Origin of the sequence: Nonomuraea sp. NPDC049400 (genome assembly GCF_044466425.1) — a bacterium.
Taxonomy (GTDB): domain Bacteria; phylum Actinomycetota; class Actinomycetes; order Streptosporangiales; family Streptosporangiaceae; genus Nonomuraea.
Window position 1 is genome coordinate 77,895 of sequence record NZ_JBITMP010000025.1, and the last position, 17,362, is coordinate 95,256.

Annotated in this window: 17 protein-coding genes; 9 read left to right on the forward strand and 8 right to left on the reverse strand. The window is 69.6% G+C overall.

What is annotated here, in order from left to right:
* Window positions 1-80 precede the first annotated feature (80 nt).
* Entirely contained in the window at window positions 81-2,651 is a 2,571-nt protein-coding gene (locus tag ACIBVN_RS33715; protein WP_397143372.1) for a protein kinase, read from the forward strand.
* Here ACIBVN_RS33715 and ACIBVN_RS33720 read toward each other — a convergent pair.
* Window positions 2,641-3,357 (reverse strand): hypothetical protein, encoded by a 717-nt coding sequence (locus tag ACIBVN_RS33720; protein WP_397143374.1) that lies wholly within the window; start codon window positions 3,355-3,357, stop codon window positions 2,641-2,643. The two genes, ACIBVN_RS33715 and ACIBVN_RS33720, sit on opposite strands and share 11 nt — an antisense overlap.
* A 68-nt stretch (window positions 3,358-3,425) precedes the next feature.
* On the opposite strand from ACIBVN_RS33720, the gene ACIBVN_RS33725 reads away from it, so the two are divergent.
* From ACIBVN_RS33725 to ACIBVN_RS33740, 4 genes are all read left to right on the forward strand, one after another.
* The gene (locus ACIBVN_RS33725; RefSeq protein WP_349452629.1) at window positions 3,426-4,214 is read left to right on the forward strand and encodes an ABC transporter ATP-binding protein; all 789 of its coding nucleotides are present in this window, start codon (window positions 3,426-3,428) and stop codon (window positions 4,212-4,214) included.
* Between the two features lie 86 nt (window positions 4,215-4,300).
* Entirely contained in the window at window positions 4,301-5,221 is a 921-nt protein-coding gene (locus ACIBVN_RS33730; protein WP_397143376.1) for an SPFH domain-containing protein, read from the forward strand.
* Between the two features lie 9 nt (window positions 5,222-5,230).
* Window positions 5,231-5,986 carry a sulfite exporter TauE/SafE family protein gene (locus ACIBVN_RS33735; RefSeq protein WP_397143378.1) on the forward strand — a complete coding sequence of 252 codons (756 nt, stop codon included), beginning with the start codon at window positions 5,231-5,233 and terminating at the stop codon, window positions 5,984-5,986.
* A 30-nt stretch (window positions 5,987-6,016) separates the two neighbouring features.
* Window positions 6,017-6,238, forward strand: a complete 222-nt coding sequence (locus tag ACIBVN_RS33740) for a hypothetical protein (RefSeq protein ID WP_397143380.1) — start codon at window positions 6,017-6,019, stop codon at window positions 6,236-6,238.
* On the opposite strand, the gene ACIBVN_RS33745 is transcribed toward ACIBVN_RS33740, so the two are convergent.
* The 6 genes from ACIBVN_RS33745 to ACIBVN_RS33770 form a co-directional block, all read right to left on the reverse strand.
* On the reverse strand, window positions 6,231-7,055 hold the full coding sequence (locus ACIBVN_RS33745) for an NAD(P)H-binding protein (RefSeq protein WP_397143382.1): 825 nt from the start codon (window positions 7,053-7,055) through the stop codon (window positions 6,231-6,233). The two genes, ACIBVN_RS33740 and ACIBVN_RS33745, sit on opposite strands and share 8 nt — an antisense overlap.
* Window positions 7,056-7,083: 28 nt before the next feature.
* The gene (locus ACIBVN_RS33750) at window positions 7,084-7,983 is read right to left on the reverse strand and encodes a Rieske 2Fe-2S domain-containing protein (protein WP_397143384.1); all 900 of its coding nucleotides are present in this window, start codon (window positions 7,981-7,983) and stop codon (window positions 7,084-7,086) included.
* Window positions 7,984-8,025: 42 nt separating this feature from the next.
* The gene (locus ACIBVN_RS33755) at window positions 8,026-8,637 is read right to left on the reverse strand and encodes an HD family hydrolase (RefSeq protein ID WP_397143386.1); all 612 of its coding nucleotides are present in this window, start codon (window positions 8,635-8,637) and stop codon (window positions 8,026-8,028) included.
* A gap of 1 nt (window position 8,638) precedes the next feature.
* A complete protein-coding gene (locus ACIBVN_RS33760) occupies window positions 8,639-10,819 on the reverse strand; it encodes a molybdopterin-dependent oxidoreductase (RefSeq protein ID WP_397143388.1) in 2,181 nt (726 codons plus the stop codon).
* Window positions 10,820-10,943: 124 nt separating this feature from the next.
* On the reverse strand, window positions 10,944-11,591 hold the full coding sequence (locus ACIBVN_RS33765) for a hypothetical protein (RefSeq protein WP_397143389.1): 648 nt from the start codon (window positions 11,589-11,591) through the stop codon (window positions 10,944-10,946).
* Between the two features lies 1 nt (window position 11,592).
* Window positions 11,593-11,997: a hypothetical protein gene (locus ACIBVN_RS33770; protein ID WP_397143391.1), complete on the reverse strand. Its 405-nt coding sequence runs from the start codon at window positions 11,995-11,997 to the stop codon at window positions 11,593-11,595.
* A 461-nt stretch (window positions 11,998-12,458) separates the two neighbouring features.
* Here ACIBVN_RS33770 and ACIBVN_RS33775 point away from each other — a divergent pair, with 461 nt between their 5' ends.
* Together ACIBVN_RS33775 and ACIBVN_RS33780 are read left to right on the forward strand one after the other, a co-directional pair.
* On the forward strand, window positions 12,459-13,322 hold the full coding sequence (locus ACIBVN_RS33775) for a helix-turn-helix domain-containing protein (protein ID WP_397143393.1): 864 nt from the start codon (window positions 12,459-12,461) through the stop codon (window positions 13,320-13,322).
* A 52-nt stretch (window positions 13,323-13,374) separates the two neighbouring features.
* Window positions 13,375-13,599, forward strand: coding sequence for a DUF397 domain-containing protein (locus ACIBVN_RS33780; RefSeq protein WP_397143395.1), 225 nt, complete (start codon window positions 13,375-13,377; stop codon window positions 13,597-13,599).
* Between the two features lie 223 nt (window positions 13,600-13,822).
* Here ACIBVN_RS33780 and ACIBVN_RS33785 read toward each other — a convergent pair whose 3' ends face one another.
* Entirely contained in the window at window positions 13,823-15,238 is a 1,416-nt protein-coding gene (locus ACIBVN_RS33785) for an MFS transporter (RefSeq protein WP_397143397.1), read from the reverse strand.
* Between the two features lie 104 nt (window positions 15,239-15,342).
* Between ACIBVN_RS33785 and ACIBVN_RS33790 the strand changes: the two genes are divergently transcribed.
* Together ACIBVN_RS33790 and ACIBVN_RS33795 are read left to right on the forward strand one after the other, a co-directional pair.
* Entirely contained in the window at window positions 15,343-16,161 is an 819-nt protein-coding gene (locus ACIBVN_RS33790; protein ID WP_397143399.1) for a helix-turn-helix transcriptional regulator, read from the forward strand.
* A 75-nt stretch (window positions 16,162-16,236) separates the two neighbouring features.
* Window positions 16,237-17,310 carry a CapA family protein gene (locus ACIBVN_RS33795; RefSeq protein WP_397143400.1) on the forward strand — a complete coding sequence of 358 codons (1,074 nt, stop codon included), beginning with the start codon at window positions 16,237-16,239 and terminating at the stop codon, window positions 17,308-17,310.
* Window positions 17,311-17,362 lie beyond the last annotated feature (52 nt).

Here is a 17,362-nt window from a genome sequence, read left to right on the forward strand (position 1 = left end):
TCGTGACCTGGGATGGCTTGCGGGTGTTCGCCCGGGCCTATCACGCTTGATCGGGGGTCTAGCACGACGGGGAGGGCCAGGTGCCGGAAACGCACCCCTTACAGCCGACCGATCCGCGGACACTGGGCGACTACCGGCTGATCGGCCGGCTGGGCAAGGGGGCGCAGGGGATCGTTTTCGCAGCCGAGTCGCCTGACGGGCGGCGGGTGGCGATCAAGTTGCTCAACACCCGGCTGGACAAGCCAGGTCTGGACTCCGAGCGGTTCATGCGCGAGGTGGCCGCCGCGCGCCGGGTCGCCCAGTTCTGCACCGCCCAGGTCCTCGGGGCTCACATGGACGGCGAGCAGCCGTACATCGTCAGCGAGCTGGTGGACGGGGTCTCGCTGCAGGCGGTGGTGCAGCGGGCGGGGCCGCGTGCGGGCGGCGCGCTCTACCGCCTGGCCGTCGGCACGGTCACCGCCCTGGCCGCCATCCACCGCGCCGGGGTCGTGCACAGGGACTTCAAGCCCAGCAACGTGCTGCTCGGGACCGACGGACCACGGGTGATCGACTTCGGCATCGCACGGGCGCTTGACTCGTCCATGACGCTCAGCAGCGGCATCGTGGGGACACCCGCGTACATGTCGCCCGAGCAGGTCTCGGGCGAGCGGGTGGGGCCGGCCAGCGACCTGTTCAGCTGGGCACTGACCATGGTGTTCGCGGCCACGGGGCGGCCCGCGTTCGGCGAGGACAGCCTGCCCGCGGTCGTCTACCGGGTGATTCACGACGAGCCCGACCTCTCCGCGCTGCCCGACGATCTGCGGCCGATCGTGCAGGCGTGCCTTCGCAAGCGGGCCGACGAGCGGCCCACGGCGGCCGAGGCCCTGTTCGCGCTGCTGGCGAACCAGGGGGAGTCGCCGGGGTCCGACGGCGAGGTCGCGCTCAACACGGGGTCCCAGCTCGCCGCCGGACGCACTCCTCCGGAGCCGCCACCACTTGCGGTGAACTGGGGCACGCCCCACTCCGGCCCGAACGCGACGCCTCCGGTCGCGGGTCCCGCCTACGGCCCGCCCGCCGCCGGTCCGGGTGCGGTCGCGCCACCCGCGTCTCCCGCGGGGAACGGCTGGGCGAGTCCCGACGGTCGGCCGCCCGCCGCCGACCCTGGCGGGCCGTCCGGGTGGGCGCATCCGTCGGGGAGGGGTTACCCGCCCCCACAGACGCCTGCGGGCGGGCCGCCTCCCACGCCGTACGTGCCGCCGCAACACGGCCCCGCGCCCGGTCATGGTGCCGTGCCGGGACAGCGGCAGGCGCCGCCGCCCTATCCGATGAACGCGGCGCCTCCGCCAGCCGTGCCGCCTTCGGCGGCTCCCCGGTCGAAAGCGCCCGGGGCGCCGGTGGACAACGACGCGTTCTTCAAGCATGCGCCGGTCGAGGAGAAGCCGGGTGAGGCCAAGGCCAGGCGCAGGCGGGCGGCCATGGTGTCCGGCGCGCTCGTCGTGGCGCTCGCCCTGGCCGGAGGGGTGCTGTTCTTCGGGCCGACGATGTTCGGGACCGGCCAGCGAACCGATGAGGACCGGCCGCAGCCGACCACCTCCGTCAGCGCGAACCCCGTACCGGCCCAGACCCAGGCTCAGACCCAGAGCCAGACCCCGGCGCCGAGCGAGACGGCGGCCCCCGTCACCACACCGACCCCCACCCCGACCGTCGCCCCCACGCAGGCGGTCGTCCCCGTGCTCGGCAAGCAGGACGGGAAGGCGTTCAAAGGTCACACCAAGGGTGTGCAGACGCTCTCCGCCCTGTCGGCGGGCGGCAAGAAGTGGCTGGTCACCGGGGGTCAGGACGGCCGGGTGCGCCTGTGGGACCTGGCCAGGCACAAGTCGCTGGCCACGATGAAGGGCCACAGCGAGGAGGTGTACGCGGTCGCCTGCGTGAGGGTGGGCAAGACCCCCATGGCCGTCTCCGGCGGCTACGACGGCAGCGTGCGCCTGTGGAACCTCAAGACCCACAAGGGCAAGGTCCTCGGCTGGCACGGCGAAGCCGTGTACGCGGTCGCGGTGACCAAGGTGAAGGGCAAGTACGTCGCGGTCACCGGCGACGCCAACGGCTACCTGAGGTTCTGGGACCTGAAGAAGCGCAAGGCCACAGGAAAGATCATCAGGGCCCACCGCAAGCCGGTCAACTGGCTCAGCGCCACCCACATCGGCGACCGGGCCGTCGCCATCTCGGCCAGCGAGGACGAGACGGTCCGGATGTGGGACATGTCCAAGCGCAAGGCGTACGGGAAGACGTACAAGGGTCATTCCAGGGGCGTCTACTCGGTCGCCGTCGGCAACGTGGACGGGAAGACGGTCATAGCATCGGGCGGTAAAGACGGAAAAATCCGGATCTGGGATCCGAAGAGCCGCAAGACCATCGCCACCCTGTCCGGGCACAAGAAGATCGTTTACTCGCTCTCCTTCGGCGCCCTCGACGGCCGGACGGTGCTGCTGTCCGGCGGCACCGACGGCACGATCAGGCTCTGGAACCCCGAGACCCGCAAGACACTCGGCAAGCCGGTCAAGGCGCACAAGAAGGGTGTGTACGCCGTGGCCGTCGTCCCCTTCGACGAGGGCGCGGCCATCGTGTCCGCGGGCAAGGACAAGGTGGTCAGGCTGTGGAAGATCAGTTCCTGAGCGGCTCGAAGATCGCGTGATGGGCGGCCACGAGCGCACGGCGTACCGCGCGGTCCAGCTCGCGCAGGGCGGCGGCGCGGGCGGCGACCTGCCCCGACGTGAGACCGCGCTCGTCGGCCAGCCGCAACACCCCGGCCAGGCGGGTGGCGAGGGCGGAGACGCGGTGCGCCCGCGCGGGATAGCCGGGCGCCAGCTCCCCGCCCCGGCGCTCCACGTCCGAGGGGCGGGCCTGCATGGGGCCTTCGACGGAGGACAGCGCCTCGGTGGCCGAGCGCATGGCCTCCGACAGCTCCCGTTCGGCCTCCGAGAGCGTTGGCAGATCATGGCGTACGGGCCCGGAGTCATGCACTTCCAGGCGTACCCCGACATAGGAGGACCCGCGAAGATCCGGCGTGGGCACCAGGCCGAGGTTGCGGTCCTCGAGCACCGCGATGGCGGCCTCACCGGCGTCCACCGCGGCCGAGTTGAACGGCGCGGGCCCCGACAGCCCCAGCGGATCGCCGGGGGCGGGCAGGGCGAGCCGGAGCTCCTGCAGCCCGTCGGCACGCAGGTTTGCGAGGTATTTACGCAACGGGACGTCCCCGGCGACGGCGGGTCCGCCGGTGGCTTCCACGTGGTCAGCCGCCTCGTCGAGGCCGACGTGACCGGCGAGCCACGCGTTGCCCCAGGCGACCAGGGAGGGACAGACAGGCGATTCAGGGCGCACCGATCCACGATAAGCGCTCGCCCTGCAATAGGTTTGTCCCGAGCGTGACTCCTAAGGAGGTATCGGGGATGGGTGGTCAGGTGCTGCGGCTACAGGACGTCGCCGTCAGGCGCGACGGAGCCGCCCTGCTGCGCGGCATCGACTGGACGGTCAACGCGGACGAACGATGGGTCGTCGTCGGGCCCAACGGTGCGGGCAAGACCACGTTGCTGCAGGTCGCGGGCACGTTGTTGTATCCGAGCGAAGGATTGGTCGAGGTTCTCGGGGAGCGGCTCGGGCAGGCGGACGTGTTCGACCTGCGGCCGCGGATCGGGCTGGCGAGCGCCGCGCTGGCCGAGCGCATCCCGCCCGAGGAGAAGGTCATCGACCTGGTGCTGACGGCCTCGTACGGCATCATGGGCCGCTGGACGGAGGAGTACGACTCCAACGACGTGACCAGGGCCGTCGAGCTGATCGACATGATGGGCGCGGCCCACCTGATCAGGCGGCGGTTCGGGACGCTGTCGGAGGGGGAGCGCAAGCGGGTGCAGATCGCCCGCGCGCTCATGCCCGACCCCGAGATGCTCCTGCTCGACGAGCCCGCAGCCGGGCTCGACCTGGGCGGTCGCGAAGACCTGGTGCGCCGGCTGTCGGTGCTGGCGGGCGACTACCGCTCGCCGACGCTCGTGCTGGTGACGCACCACGTCGAGGAGGTGCCGAGCGGGTTCACGCACGGGCTGCTGCTGCGGCACGGCTCGGTGGTGGCTCAGGGTCCGCTGGAGCACGTGATGACGCCCGACAACCTCTCGCAGACGTTCGGGGTGCCGCTCTCGCTGGAGCGCAGCGCCGAGGGCCGCTGGTACGCCCGCGCCTACTAGATCACCATTTATGCATATAAAAGCCGCCCTGGGCTGAAACGAAATAGGATCTACGGAGTCGGTTCCCTCGACTTCGGAGCGTCGCCATGTCCGTCGAGCAGCTCATCGTCGCCCTAGTCGTGGTCGCGGCGGTGGGCTTCGGGGTGGCCCGCACTGTGCGCATCATCCCGCAGGCCACGGCCGCCATCATCGAGCGGCTCGGCCGCTACCACAGGACGCTGAGCCCGGGGCTCAACCTCGTGGTGCCGTTCATCGACCGCATCAAGGACATGATCGACCTGCGGGAGCAGGTGGTGTCGTTCCCGCCGCAGCCGGTCATCACCTCCGACAACCTCGTCGTGTCCATCGACACCGTCATCTACTTCCAGGTGACCAATCCGAAGGCGGCCACGTACGAGATCGCGAACTTCCTGGTCGGCGTCGAGCAGCTCACGGTCACGACGCTGCGCAACGTGGTCGGCGGCATGGACCTGGAGCGCACGCTGACCTCGCGCGAGGACATCAACACCGCGCTGCGCGGCGTGCTCGACGAGGCGACCGGCAAGTGGGGCATCCGCGTCAACCGGGTCGAGCTCAAGGCCATCGACCCGCCCGCCTCCATCCAGGACTCGATGGAGAAGCAGATGCGCGCCGACCGCGACAAGCGCGCCGCCGTGCTGACCGCCGAGGGGCAGCGCCAGGCGGCGATCCTGCAGGCGGAGGGCGAGAAGCAGGCCTCGGTGCTGCGGGCCCGCGGCGAGGCGGAGGCGGCCGTGCTGCGCGCCCAGGCGGAGGCCGAGGCCCAGGCCATGCGTGCCAAGGGCCAGGCGGACGCGATCGGCATGGTCTTCAGGGCCATCCACGAGGGAAGGCCGGACCAGCAGCTGCTCGCCTACCAGTACCTGCAGACCCTGCCCGAGATCGCCAAGGGCGACGCCAATAAGATCTGGATCGTCCCGTCGGAGATGGGCAAGGTCCTGGAGAACCTCGGCGGCCTCTTCACACCCCCCAAGAGCCCGGACACGTAAGGAGGGTTCGTGACGGGGTGGGAGCTGGCCGCGGTCTGGGCGGCCGGTGTGGCGGCGGGTGCGATCAACGCCGTCGTCGGGTCCGGCTCGCTGATCACCTTCCCCACGCTGATCGCCGTGGGCGTCGATCCCGTCACCGCCAACGTCTCCAACACCATCGGCCTCGTGCCGGGCTCGTTCACGGCCGCGCACGGCTACCGTCCCGAGCTCGAGGGGCAGCGCGAGCGCCTGCTGCGGCTGGGCCTGGCCTCGGGACTCGGGGCGCTGATCGGCGGGATCCTGCTGCTGTTCCTGGATCCCGCCGTGTTCCGCGTGGTCGTCGTCGCGCTGATCGCGCTGGCCTGCGTGCTGGTCCTGGTGCAGCCCATGCTGAACCGGTGGCTGGCCGGGCGGCGCGAGCACGCGCACCCCCACGGGGGTGTGGCGCTGTGGCTCGGGGTGCTGGCCGCGGGCGTCTACGGCGGATACTTCGGGGCGGCCCAGGGCGTGCTGCTGATCGGGCTGCTCGGCAGCTTCCTCGACGACCACCTCCAGCGGGTGAACGCCGCCAAGAACGTGCTCGCGCTGATCGTGAACGCCGTGGCCGCGGTGCTGTTCGTGCTGGTCGCGCACGTGGATTGGCCGGCCGTGGCCGGGGTCGCGCTGGGGGCGGTGGCGGGCGGGTTCCTGGGCGCCAGGCTGGGCCGGCGCATCCCGGCGCCCCTGCTGCGAGGGGTCATCGTCTGTGTGGGTGTCGCGGCAATTTTCGCACTGGTGTACGGATAATTCCCGATTCATATGGGTATGAATCTGTACATGAAGGGTGATCGGGTGGAGATCGTCATCGATGCCGGTGGAACACCGCGTACTTACGAGATCAGGGCCACCCGCGCCGGCCGGCGGGTCGAGGTGACCACCCGGCGGGGGCTCGTCGAGGTGAGCGAGGTCACCCGCGGCGGGACGCCGGTGCGCACGGCCAGGTTCATGTCCAGCCGCATCCTCGCCCTCGTGGAGCACCCCGCGGGCGAGGTCAACTGAAGTCGGCGGCGTGGTCCCGCGCCCACTCCCCGAAGGTCAGCGCGGGCCTGCCGAGCAGCCGCTCCACGGTGTCGGTGACCTGCTCAGGAGCCGTCACGAGGCCCGCCCACGCCTTCAGCGCGCCGTCCACGAAGCCCGCGTCGCCCCAGGCCGCAAGGAGCTGCTCGCGGGCCACGTCCACCGGCAGCTCCTCCCAGCGCACCTCGCGCCCGACCGCCTCGCCGATCACGCGTACCTGCTCGGCCTGGGTCAGCTGCTCGGGGCCGCTGAGCACGTACGTGGCGCCGTTGTGGCCCGCCGAGGTGAGCACGTGCACGGCCACCGCCGCGATGTCCCTCTCGTGGATCAAGGACCTCGCGGCCTGCCCGTACGGCCAGCGCACCACGCCCTGTCTGATCTGGTCCGCCCAGCCCAGCGTGTTGGTCGCGAAGCCGCCGGGTCGCAGGAACGTCCAGCCCAGCCCCGAATGCCGGATCAGCCGCTCGATCTCGTGGTAGTGCATCACCGGCTCGTCCGGCACGTTCGCCGACAGATACACCACGCGCCGCGCGTGCCCGGCGACGGCCGCGACCACCTCCGCCGCATGGTCTGCCGTGAAGGACGGCCAGAGCAGGAACACGCTTTCCACGTCTTTCAGCGCGGGTTCCAGCGTCTCTGGCGCGGTCAGGTCGCCGCGTACCACCTCGGCCCGTTCCGGCAACCGCGCGCGCTCCGGGTCCCTGACGAGCGCCCGCACCTCCAGCCCCGCCTGCGCGAGCTGGGAAACCACATGCCTGCCGACGTTGCCGGTCGCGCCGGTCACAAGAATTGTGCTCATGGGCCGACGGTAAAACCTCAAGCGAACTTCAGGTCAAGCCGGGCCGTACCTGGATCGTGCCGTCACGCCGGATCCGCGTCTCGAACATGGGCGCGGGCGCGGTCGCGGGACCGTGCCGCACAGAGCCGTCGTCCAGCCTGAACGTGCTGCCGTGCCACGGGCAGACCACGCACGCCTCCCCGTTCTCGATGACCAGCCTGCCCTGGTGCAGCGGACCGGCCAGGTGGGGGCAGCGGTCGGCGAGCACGGTCACGGCCTCACCCTGGCGCAGTACGAAGAGCTGGATGTAGCCGAGCCGCCGCGCCACGGGGCGCCCGTCCGGCAGGTCCTTGAGCAGGCACAGGTCGTGCCAGCCCAGCGGCACCAGGTGGGAGATCTGCGGGGCGTGATTGGCCCCGGCCGCCTGCCGGTAGGCCATGTGGCCGCCGAGATAGCCGCCGAGCCCGGCCATCCCGAGCCCGGCCAGGGTCAGGGCGCGGCCCGCCCGCTCGCGCCCCCGTACCCGGGCCAGCAAGGAGGCGGAGAACAGGCCGAGCGCGGTCAGGTTGGACAGCATGTGGACAAAACCCACCCGCTGCTGCTCGCGGTGGAGAGAGGACCAGTCGGTCAGCCCTGCCGCCGCCGTCGGCAGCGCGTTGGCGATACCCGTGGCCAGCAGCACTCGCGTGGCCTTGGTGTCGCCCTCGGCCACGTCGAGCACGGCCGCCGAGAGCCAGCAGCCCAGGCTGATATTGGCCAGCGGCGGGTGCAGCGGGCTGCCCATGGGGACGCCGTGCAGCAGGTCGCGTAGCAGCCCCGGGCGGATGCGCTGGCGCACGGCCTTGGCCAGGACTCTAACTGGCGTGTCGAAGGTCTTGGTCTTCTCGAGCTGATCGGCGAGGGCGACCGGTCCGGCAAGACCCCGCAGCTGCCGACGTTTCGCTCGCACTTCCTCTTTCACGACAAGTCCCCTACCCCGCCCATGTGGGGATCACTCGGACAGGTGGCCCCTGGCCACGGAGAGTTCGACCAGCTCCAGGGCGTACGCGCCGAGCGACGGCGAGCCCTCCTCGATGATCCGCACCTTCTCCCTGACCTGGGCGGCCTTGACCTTGAACAGCGGCCACGTGCCGCCCTCGGTGTGGTGGTTGGCCAGGATCGGGGCGAAGCGGTCGAGTGCCTTGGCGAATTTGGCCTCCGGTGTCTTCCTGGCCTCGAACTCGTCCCAGAGCTCCCGCACCCACATGCCCTGGTCGGGGGGCAGCAGGCCGAAAATGCGGTCGGCGGCGGCGCGCTCGGCCTCCGCCTGCGCGGCCACCTCCACCGGGTCGTAGATGAACGTGTCACCGGCGTCGATCTCGACCAGGTCGTGCACCAGCAACATGGCGACAACCCGCTGGAGATCGGTCCCCGGCGGGGCATGCTCACCGAGGACCATCGCCAGCGTGCCCACATACCAGGAGTGCTCAGCGGTGTTCTCCCGCCGCGAGCCGTCTATCAGGTGGTTCCGGCGGATGATCCGCTTCAACTTGTCGATCTCGATGGCGAAGGCGATCTGGGCGTTCAGGCGGTCCTCTTCTGGCGCGATAGTCACGCGCGACACCTTAATGTGCGATGATCACCCCAGTTGGTGAAATCGTGACCGGAACTCCGTTGAACACCGCGTTACCACTTGGAACGTCGATGGCGGATTCGTCCGTGAGTGTGTTGACGCTGACTCCGGCGTGCTCGGCGGCCACGCTCTGCGCGCTGCCCGCGTGCCCCCATCCGTGCGGCAGGCTGACCACGCCCGGCATGATCGTGTCGGTCGGCTCCAGCGGCACCGTGATCTCCCCTGTAGCGGAGCGGACCACCGCCTCGCCGTCCAGCCCGAGCCTGGCCACGTCCGCCGGGTTGATCTGCAGCGTGCAGGTGTTGCTGCCGCCGACCAGCGGGCCGACGTTGTGCAGCCAGCTGTTGTTGGAGCGCAGGTGGCGCCGGCCGATCAGGACGATCTCCGGCGGCTCCTCCGCCAGCTTGCCGCGCAGCCGTTCGACGTCCTCGATGAGCTGCGGCGGCGCCAGCTCGATCAGCCCCGAGTGGGTCTTCAGCACCTCGCCGAGCCGGGGCTCCAGCGGGCCCAGGTCCAGGCCGTGCGGGTTGTCGAGCAGCTTGCGCAGCGACAGGTCGCCCTTGCCGGCCCACTCGCCGTAGGGGCCGAGCCTCAGCATGAGGTCGAGCCGGTGCTCGCTGCCCGTCTCGCCGTCCAGCGCGGCGCGCAGCTCGGCCACGTCCCGCCCCTCGACGCCCGAGCCGGGCGTCTCGGTGGCCTTGCGCAGCGTCTCACCGATGACGAACTCGTCCAGGTCCCCTTCCAGCCCCGAGGCGATCATGGCCAGCCTGGCCAGGATCTCGGCCTCGGACGGCTGCCCGTCCAGCGGCAGCAGCGGCGGTGAGTAGCGCGCGTAGTTGCGTACCGCGAGCCCGAGCAGCGCGAAGTCGTAGTGGCCCGACTGCAGCATGCGCGGCGGCGGCAGGATGACGTTCGCGTGCCTGGTGGTCTCGTTGAGGTACGGGTCCACGCTCACCATGAAGTCGAGCCGGGCGAAGGCCGCGTCGAGCCTGTCCCCGTGGGGCGCCGACAGCACGGGGTTGCCCGCCACCGTGATCAGCGCCCTGACCTGCCCCTCGCCAGGCGTCTCGATCTCGTCGGCCAGTGTGGCCACGGGCAGCTCGCCGTTGGCCTCGGGCAGCCCCCTGACGCGGCTCTTCCACCTTCCGACTGTGTACGGCCGCCGCCGGCCCCCCGGCTCCGTCGCGGGCTTGGGGAACATGGCCCCGCCCGGCCGGTCGAGGTTGCCGGTGAGCACGTTCAGTACGTCCACGAGCCACTGGGCCAGCGTGCCGAACTCGGCCGTGCAGGTGCCGATCCTGGCGTAGACGGCCGCCGTACGCGCTCCCGCCAGCTCCCTGGCCAGCCGCACGATCACCCCGGCGGGCACCCCGGTGCGCCGGGAGACCGACTCCGGCGGGAAGTGCTTGGCCGCCTCGCGGACCTCGTCCAGCCCGTTGACCTGGTGCCTGAGCGTCACGAGGTCCTCGGCGAACAGCACATTCACGATGCCGAACAGCAGGTAGGCGTCCGTGCCCGGGCGGACGAAGACGTGCTCGTCGGCCAGCGAGGCGGTCCGGGTGCGGCGCGGGTCGACCACCACGAGCCGGCCGCCGCGACGGCGCAGGGCCTTCAGCCGTCCGGGGAAGTCGGGCGCCGTGCACACGGAGCCGTTGGACTCCAGCGGGTTGGCCCCCAGCATCAGCAGGTAGTCGGTCCTGTCCAGGTCGGGGACCGCGATGGTCAGCGGATGCCCGAACATGAGCCCGCTCGCGACGTGCTTGGGCATCTGGTCGGCGGTGCTGGCGGTGTAGACGTTGCGGGTGCCGAGCGACTTGATCAGCGGCGCGCTGTACAGGGCGCCCGCCATGGTGTGCGCGTTCGGGTTGCCGAGGTAGACCGCGACAGAACGGCGGTCGGCGACCCGGTCGAGGCCCGCCTTCACGGCGGCGAACGCCTCCTCCCAGCCGACCTCGCGCCACAGGTCGCCCTCCCTGATCAGCGGCTTGCGCAGCCGGTCGGGGTCCTCGTCGAGCCGGCCGAGGCTGGCGCCCTTCGGGCAGATGAACCCCTTGCTGAACGGATCGTCCTTGTCACCGCGGACGCTGGTCACGTGCCCGCCCTCGTCGAGGGTGAGCGTGAGGCCGCAGACTGCCTCGCAGAGGGGACAAGTCCGGTGGACGGTCGACGTCATCACGACTCCTGAGTTCGCCAGATGAACTCATCTTGGCCCGTACCGGGCACATGGGGAAGCCCCGGAGCCCCCGCGGTCCCCGGGGCTTCCCGCCCAGGGGAATGTCCCGGATTCCCCCAGGTCCCTAGCCCGCCTGCGGCAGCGCGACCTTTCCCCGCAGATCAGGCGGCTCCTCGAGATCGGGTCTTACCGAGACCCAGGCTCGTCTGCCGTACAGCCGGTCCAGGCCGGGAGAGACCGCTCCTGGGACCTCGTCGCGCCTGACGATCTCCACGATCACGAACTGGGCCCGGCGGCGGTGCCGGTAGACGTTCGCGCTCCTGGCCCAGCAGGCCGCCGCGATCTCCTCGCTGTACGCCTCGAACTCCTCGGCGCAGATGCCGGCTCTGGTCAGGATCAGTGCCTTCTCGCCCGTGGTCGTCGGCGTGATCCAGAGCACCAGCGGGATCCGCCCCGCCCTCGTGTGCATCGTGGTCTCCAGGCACACCCGGTGCAGGCGGTGCCTGGAGACCACGCACCAGAAGTGGGCGGCCACCCAGTTGCGCCCCGTCCTGGTGGCAGCCGGCACCGAGACGGCGCTCGACAGCAGGACGAACGGCCACCACCGGCCCTCCTGCGTGGCGCCGTACAGAGTCAGCGTCAGTAGCGCCAGCGCGGAGAGCAGCATCAGCTCGGTACGGAGGCGCCAGAGCCGGACCAGCGGCCCGCCGCGCCCGGCGCCGGGAAGGTCCTCGCCGGCGGGGTAGATCCGGTTGCGCGGGTTCCTCGGCACGTCAGGACACCTCCTCTGTCACGCGGTGTGGCACGCTGAGCTGGTCGAAGCGTGGGTCGCGGTAGCGCCGGGAGCCGAACCCCGTCCTGGTCACGGTCCAGCCGATGTGGTGCGCGAACTCATCCGGCTCCATGCAGATTTCGCGATCGGTCCACGCGATGAGTTCCCGGATCCGGGACTTGATTCGGGCGAGTCCCTTGGTACCTTGTGAGTACATGTAGAAGACCCCTTTCGCGGCATTTTCAGAGGTGGCTTCTTCGCCGGTCCGACGGCTGATGACCGGCATCACCGCAGGGTGGCAGCCCAAATGCGGTGTGCTGGTGATCAGCCGCGGCCCGGTTTTTTCGTGCTCGAATGAGCGGACTGTCGCTGAGTTCTTCAGGCGATTCTGAAATCCTTCCGGCAAGTGGCCTCCCTGGCGCAGAGTTTCGTTTCCGGGACGGCGACGTTGCCGGCGAGGCGGCCCGCGCGGGACCGCGCAATCATCGACGGAAGGCCCGATGCGTACGGCCGTGTCGTCATCCGCGGCCTCCTCGCACCCGAGAACCCTCCTGGAACCGATCGTCCCCCGAGGTGAGCGATGCTGCAATACATTCAGCAAGGGAAGATTTAATTTTCTTCACGCTTGCCGTGCAACTTGCACCGGAACTGTCGTGTCGGCTGGCGACGGGAGAAGTTCCGCCTTCACCCACCCCTGCCTGGAGTTCATCTTGCCCCTAGGCTCTACCCGTGAAAGCCTTCTGGGCAAGGCTGTGCGACACGCCACGTGCAACTTGCAGTGTAAGATTGGGCGCGAACGACCCCAGAAAGCCGGGCCCTAAACGCCCCCTTCCCGCCACATCTTCATCCCGACAAGGAGAGTGGACGGTGCCATCGCAGCAGGGCAGTCCGACAGTACGCAGGCTCCGGCTAGGCCAGGAGCTGCGCCTTCTCCGGGAGCGAAGGGCGCTCACCGGGGCCAGGGCGGCCAAGGAGCTCGGCTGGTCCCCGAGCAAGGTCAGCCGGATCGAGGCGGCCAAGACCATGCCGAGCGCCGACGACATCAAGGCCATGGCGGAGCTCTACCGCCTCGATGGACCAAAACTTGACGAGCTCTTCGGCCTGTTGCGGGACGCGGAGCAGCGGGGGTGGTGGGAAGATTACGAAGACGCCCTGCCTGAGGAGTACACAAGATTCCTCGGGCTGGAGGCAGAGGCCACGCATCAGCGCAACTGGGAACCCCAGGTCGTGCCCGGCCTGCTGCAGACCGAGGACTACGCCAGAGAGGTGATCCTGGCGACTCGCGGCATCTCGCGCATCACGCACAGCGGTGTCAGGAGCCGGGTCGAGGCTCGGCTCGACAGGCAGCAGCGCGTGCTCCACAGGACCGACGCGTGCGCCATGAGCGTGGTGCTCGACGAGTCGGCGCTGATGCGAAGGTTCGGCGAACCGGCGGTGATGCGCGAGCAGATGGAGCATCTCCTGGAGATCTCACTTCTGCCGCACGTCAGTGTCCAAGTCCTCACACTGGACGCACTTCATCCGGTAAACACCGGTGCGTTTATCCATCTTAAGTTTGCCGCATTTGATGATGTTGTGTACCTGGAACAGTTGTATACTGCTAACTTCGTCGAAGACCTCGAACGAGTGGCTGGATACGAGACGGCTTTCGATAACATCCGATCGGAAGCCTTGGATGAGGACGAATCGCGAGTCCTCATCCAACGGAAAGCCATGCTATGGCGACGTTAGCGACGAAACCTCAAAAGGGGCAATGGAGCCCCTTTGCGCATTTGGGGAGAAAATGTACGACCACACTACGACGGCAGCCTGGCGGAAGAGCACTTTCTGCAACGGCGCATCGACGTGCGTTGAGGTTGCCCCCTTGGCCGACGGCAACGTCGCGCTGAGGGACAGCAAGGACCAGGACGGACCCGTCCTGGTCTTCACCCCGGCAGAGTGGGCCGCCTTCACCGCCGGGGTCCGCGAGGGTGAATTTGATGCGGACACACTAGCGGTCACCGCGTGACGAACGGCCCTGGTGTCTTGTGCCAGCAAGTCGACCAGGGCCGTTACCGAAGAGGTCGCACCGGTATGAAAAATGGATTCTCCCCGACCGTGACTCGTAAAATTGCTGCCTGCTCCAGATCGCGCGGTTTTTGAACACGGTGCCAGGCGCGTCGTATGACGTGGAAATAGAAATCGACGGCCCACGGATTATTCCGTGCTCCCCGTGAATGGGGACGCGCCGTTCAGGCACGTGCCGGTACGCGGCGCCGGACGAGGAAGATCGAGCTCAGCCCCGCGATCACGGCCAGGCCGGCCATGGCGATGGAGGCCATCAGGGAGGCGGAGACCGTGCCGTGGCCCTGGCTCAGCGTGATGAACAGCGTTCCCACCGTGGAGACGCCGATGACCTGCCCGAGCTGCATCACGGTGAGCAGCGCGCCACTCGCGTCCGCCGCGTACGCGCCGTCCACCTGCTCGGTCGCCATGTTGGTCACCGCGACCTGCACGCCGAGCCCGGCGCCGACGAGGGCGCTCATGATCGCGTACGGGAGACCGCCCCCGGCGGCGAGCCCGAGGCCCAGGTAGGCGGGCGCGGCCACCACGTAGCCGAAGGGCACCAGCGGGCGCTGCAGGCGCACCGGCAGCTTCGGCCAGCCCAGCCCGACGAGGCCGAAGGCCAGCGCGCACGGCACCAGCATCATGCCGGAGGCCAGCGGCGTCAGGTGCAGCTCGCCCTGCAGGTGCAGAGCAGAGGTGAACAGGAACGCGCCCCAGGTCGCCGGGCCGAACAGCAGGATCGCCAGCCCCGGCCGCATGCCGGGCGCGCGCAGCACCCGGGCGTCCACCAGCGGACGCCCGCCACGTGCGGTCACCCACCGCTCGATGCGGACGAACGCCGCGAACGTCACCACGCTCAGCGCCATCGAGATCCAGCCCCACAGCGGCCACCCGAGCTCGCGGCCCAGCACCATCGGCACCACGAGCAGGAGCACGGCGGCAGACAGCGTCACCAGGCCCCACGGGTCGAGGCCCGTCCTGCCGCCGCCCTCGTCGGCCGGCAGCACCTTCAGACCGGCACCCAGCAGCAGCGCGCCGATCGGGACCAGCACCAGGAACACGATCCGCCAGCCCGCGCCCATGCCCAGCAGGATCCCGCCGAGCGCTTGGCCGATCACGATGCCACCACTGATCACCAGCGACCACAGGCCGATCGCCCGGCCTCTGGCCGCGCCCTGGTAGTTACGCTGGATCAACGTCAGGACCTGCGGCATCATCATCGCCGCCCCGGCGCCCTGCAGCAGGCGGGCGGCCACCAGCCAGCCCGTCGAGGGAGCCAGACCCGCGCCGAGCGTGGTGACGGTGAAGAACGCGAGCCCGCCCAGGAAAGCGTTGCGGTAGCCGAACAGGTCGCCGATCCGGGCTCCGGTGATGAGCAGGACGGCATAGACAATGGTGTATCCGGCCACGATCATCTGCAGCCCGGCGCCCGAAGAGTGCAGGTCGGCCTCGATGGTCGGGGTGGCCACGTTGACGATGTTGACGTTCAGGATGGCCAGGAACTGCCCCACGAGGATGATCGCAAGGAGCAGGCCGCTGGCTCCGGCCCTTTCTGGCGGCTTTGTGGCCGCAGAAGGGGTGATAGCGGCAGTTTGCGTCATGTGGAGCAGTCTGCCGGGAATTCAGTACCAGTAACGAGAGCCCATTTATACTGGTACTGGCGGTAACTGGATAAGATCTGCCGCTCGCTCCATAGTGTGGAGGTATGAGCGTGACAGAAGCAAGGCGCACCGATCTGTCGGCGTTCCTGCGTACTCGTCGCGAGCGGATCACCCCGGAGATGGTCGACCTCGCGCCCGGTCCGCGCAGGCGGACCCCCGGTCTTCGGCGCGAGGAGGTCGCCCAGCTCGCGGGCGTGGGCGTGACCTGGTACACGTGGCTGGAGCAGGGCCGCCCGATCAACGCCAGCACCCAGGTGCTGGACGCCGTCGCCCGCACGCTGCGGCTCGACAGCGCCGAGCGGCAGCATCTCTACCGGCTGGCGGGGCACGCGGAGACGGCCGGCGGCGACGCGGGGCACGTGACGCCCGAGATGCGGCAGATCCTCGACCGGCTCGGCGACATGCCTGCCGTCGTGGCCAACAGCCGGTGCGACGCCCTGGCATGGAACGCCGCCTACGCCGCCCTCTTCCCTGAGCTGGTCGACGCGCCGGAGGGCGAGCGCAACTCGCTCTGGTACACGTGCCTCAATCCCGATCCCACGACCTTGCTGCTCAACCGCGACCCGGAGCTGGCCCGGGCTGTGGCCGTCTTCAGGGGCGCGTACAGCCGCCACGCGGACGACCCGTGCTGGCAGGACTTCGTACGCCGGCTCAGCGCGGAGAGCGCGGAGTTCGCGCGGCTGTGGGCCAGGCAGGACGTGGCCGAGCCCGGGCCGAGGGAGAAGGCGTTCAAGCACGTGGAGGTGGGGGAGCTGCGCTTCAGCACGACCAGCCTGACGGCCGTCCCCGAGGTCCGGCTGATCGTCTACACGCCGATGGACGACCGGACTCGTGATGCAATGCGTAGATTGATGGATAAGTAACCGCCTGCGCGGTAATCCGCCCTTCATGGCATGCTCGATCCCTGAATGACAGGATTCGAGCGGAAGTGGCGGCAGATGAGATTCCCCCGTGCCCTCCCGTTGTTCGCTGTCGCCGTGTCGCTGGCGGCCTGCTCCTCGGCACCCGAGAAGGAGCCGCAGAGCAAACAGGTGGATCAACAGGCGGCGGCGTCGCCGTCGGCCAAGCCGACGCGGGAGCGGCGACCGTACACGATCGCCTTCGGCGGGGACGTGCACTTCGAGGGAGGGTTGCGGGCGCGGCTGTCCAATCCGGCCACGGCGCTCGGGCCGATCGCCGGCGTGCTGCGCAAGGCCGACTTAGCGATGGTGAACCTCGAGACGGCGATCACCACAGGGGGGACGCCCGCGCCGGGGAAGCAGTTCACGTTCAGGGCGCCGCCGACCGCGTTCGGCGCGTTGAAAGCCGCCGGGGTCGATGTCGCGTCCATGGCCAACAACCACGGCATGGACTACATGGAGACCGGGCTGGCTGACTCGCTGGCGGCCATCAGGCGCAGCAGGTTCCCGGTGGTGGGGATCGGGAAGGACGCGGCGCAGGCGTACAAGCCGTACCGCAAGATCGTGAACGGGAACCGGGTGGCGATCATCGGGGCCACTCAGGTGCTCGACGACGAGTTCATCCAGGCGTGGACGGCCACCGCGGACAAGGGCGGGCTCGCCTCGGCCAAGGACGAGGCCGGCCTGCTGCGGGCGGTACGGCAGGCACGCAAGAACTCGGACACCGTGATCGTCCACCTGCACTGGGGCACCGAGATGCAGAAGTGCCCGAACCCGGCACAGCTCTCGCTGGCCCCCAAGCTGGTCCAGGCGGGCGCCGACGTGGTGGTCGGCGGACACGCGCACATCCTGCTCGGGTCCGGATATCTCGGCAAAGCGTACGTCAACTACGGCATGGGCAACTTCGTCTTCTACAACTCCACCCCCGGCACCACCGGCAGGACCGGCGTGCTGACGCTGACCATCAACGGGCGGAAGGTGCTGAAGGACAGCTGGACCCCGGCCACCATCCAGGGCGGCATTCCCGTCCCGATGACGGGACCCGCGCGGACGCAGGCCATAACGGACTGGAAGGCGCTGCGCACCTGCGCCAGGCTGGCCGCGCGCCCCTGATCGATCTATGCTGCTGGACAGTGCTGCTGGACTGGGCGTCCAATAGGGGGTC

Coding starts and splice junctions, on each gene's coding strand:
- ACIBVN_RS33730 (WP_397143376.1), top strand. CDS start 4,301: ATGTCCGTCGAGCAGCTCATCGTCGCCCTAGTCGTGGTCGCGGCGGTG.
- ACIBVN_RS33785 (WP_397143397.1), bottom strand. CDS start 15,238: ATGACGCAAACTGCCGCTATCACCCCTTCTGCGGCCACAAAGCCGCCA.
- ACIBVN_RS33790 (WP_397143399.1), top strand. CDS start 15,343: ATGAGCGTGACAGAAGCAAGGCGCACCGATCTGTCGGCGTTCCTGCGT.
- ACIBVN_RS33760 (WP_397143388.1), bottom strand. CDS start 10,819: ATGACGTCGACCGTCCACCGGACTTGTCCCCTCTGCGAGGCAGTCTGC.
- ACIBVN_RS33795 (WP_397143400.1), top strand. CDS start 16,237: ATGAGATTCCCCCGTGCCCTCCCGTTGTTCGCTGTCGCCGTGTCGCTG.
- ACIBVN_RS33745 (WP_397143382.1), bottom strand. CDS start 7,055: ATGAGCACAATTCTTGTGACCGGCGCGACCGGCAACGTCGGCAGGCAT.
- ACIBVN_RS33725 (WP_349452629.1), top strand. CDS start 3,426: ATGGGTGGTCAGGTGCTGCGGCTACAGGACGTCGCCGTCAGGCGCGAC.
- ACIBVN_RS33740 (WP_397143380.1), top strand. CDS start 6,017: ATGAAGGGTGATCGGGTGGAGATCGTCATCGATGCCGGTGGAACACCG.
- ACIBVN_RS33780 (WP_397143395.1), top strand. CDS start 13,375: ATGTACGACCACACTACGACGGCAGCCTGGCGGAAGAGCACTTTCTGC.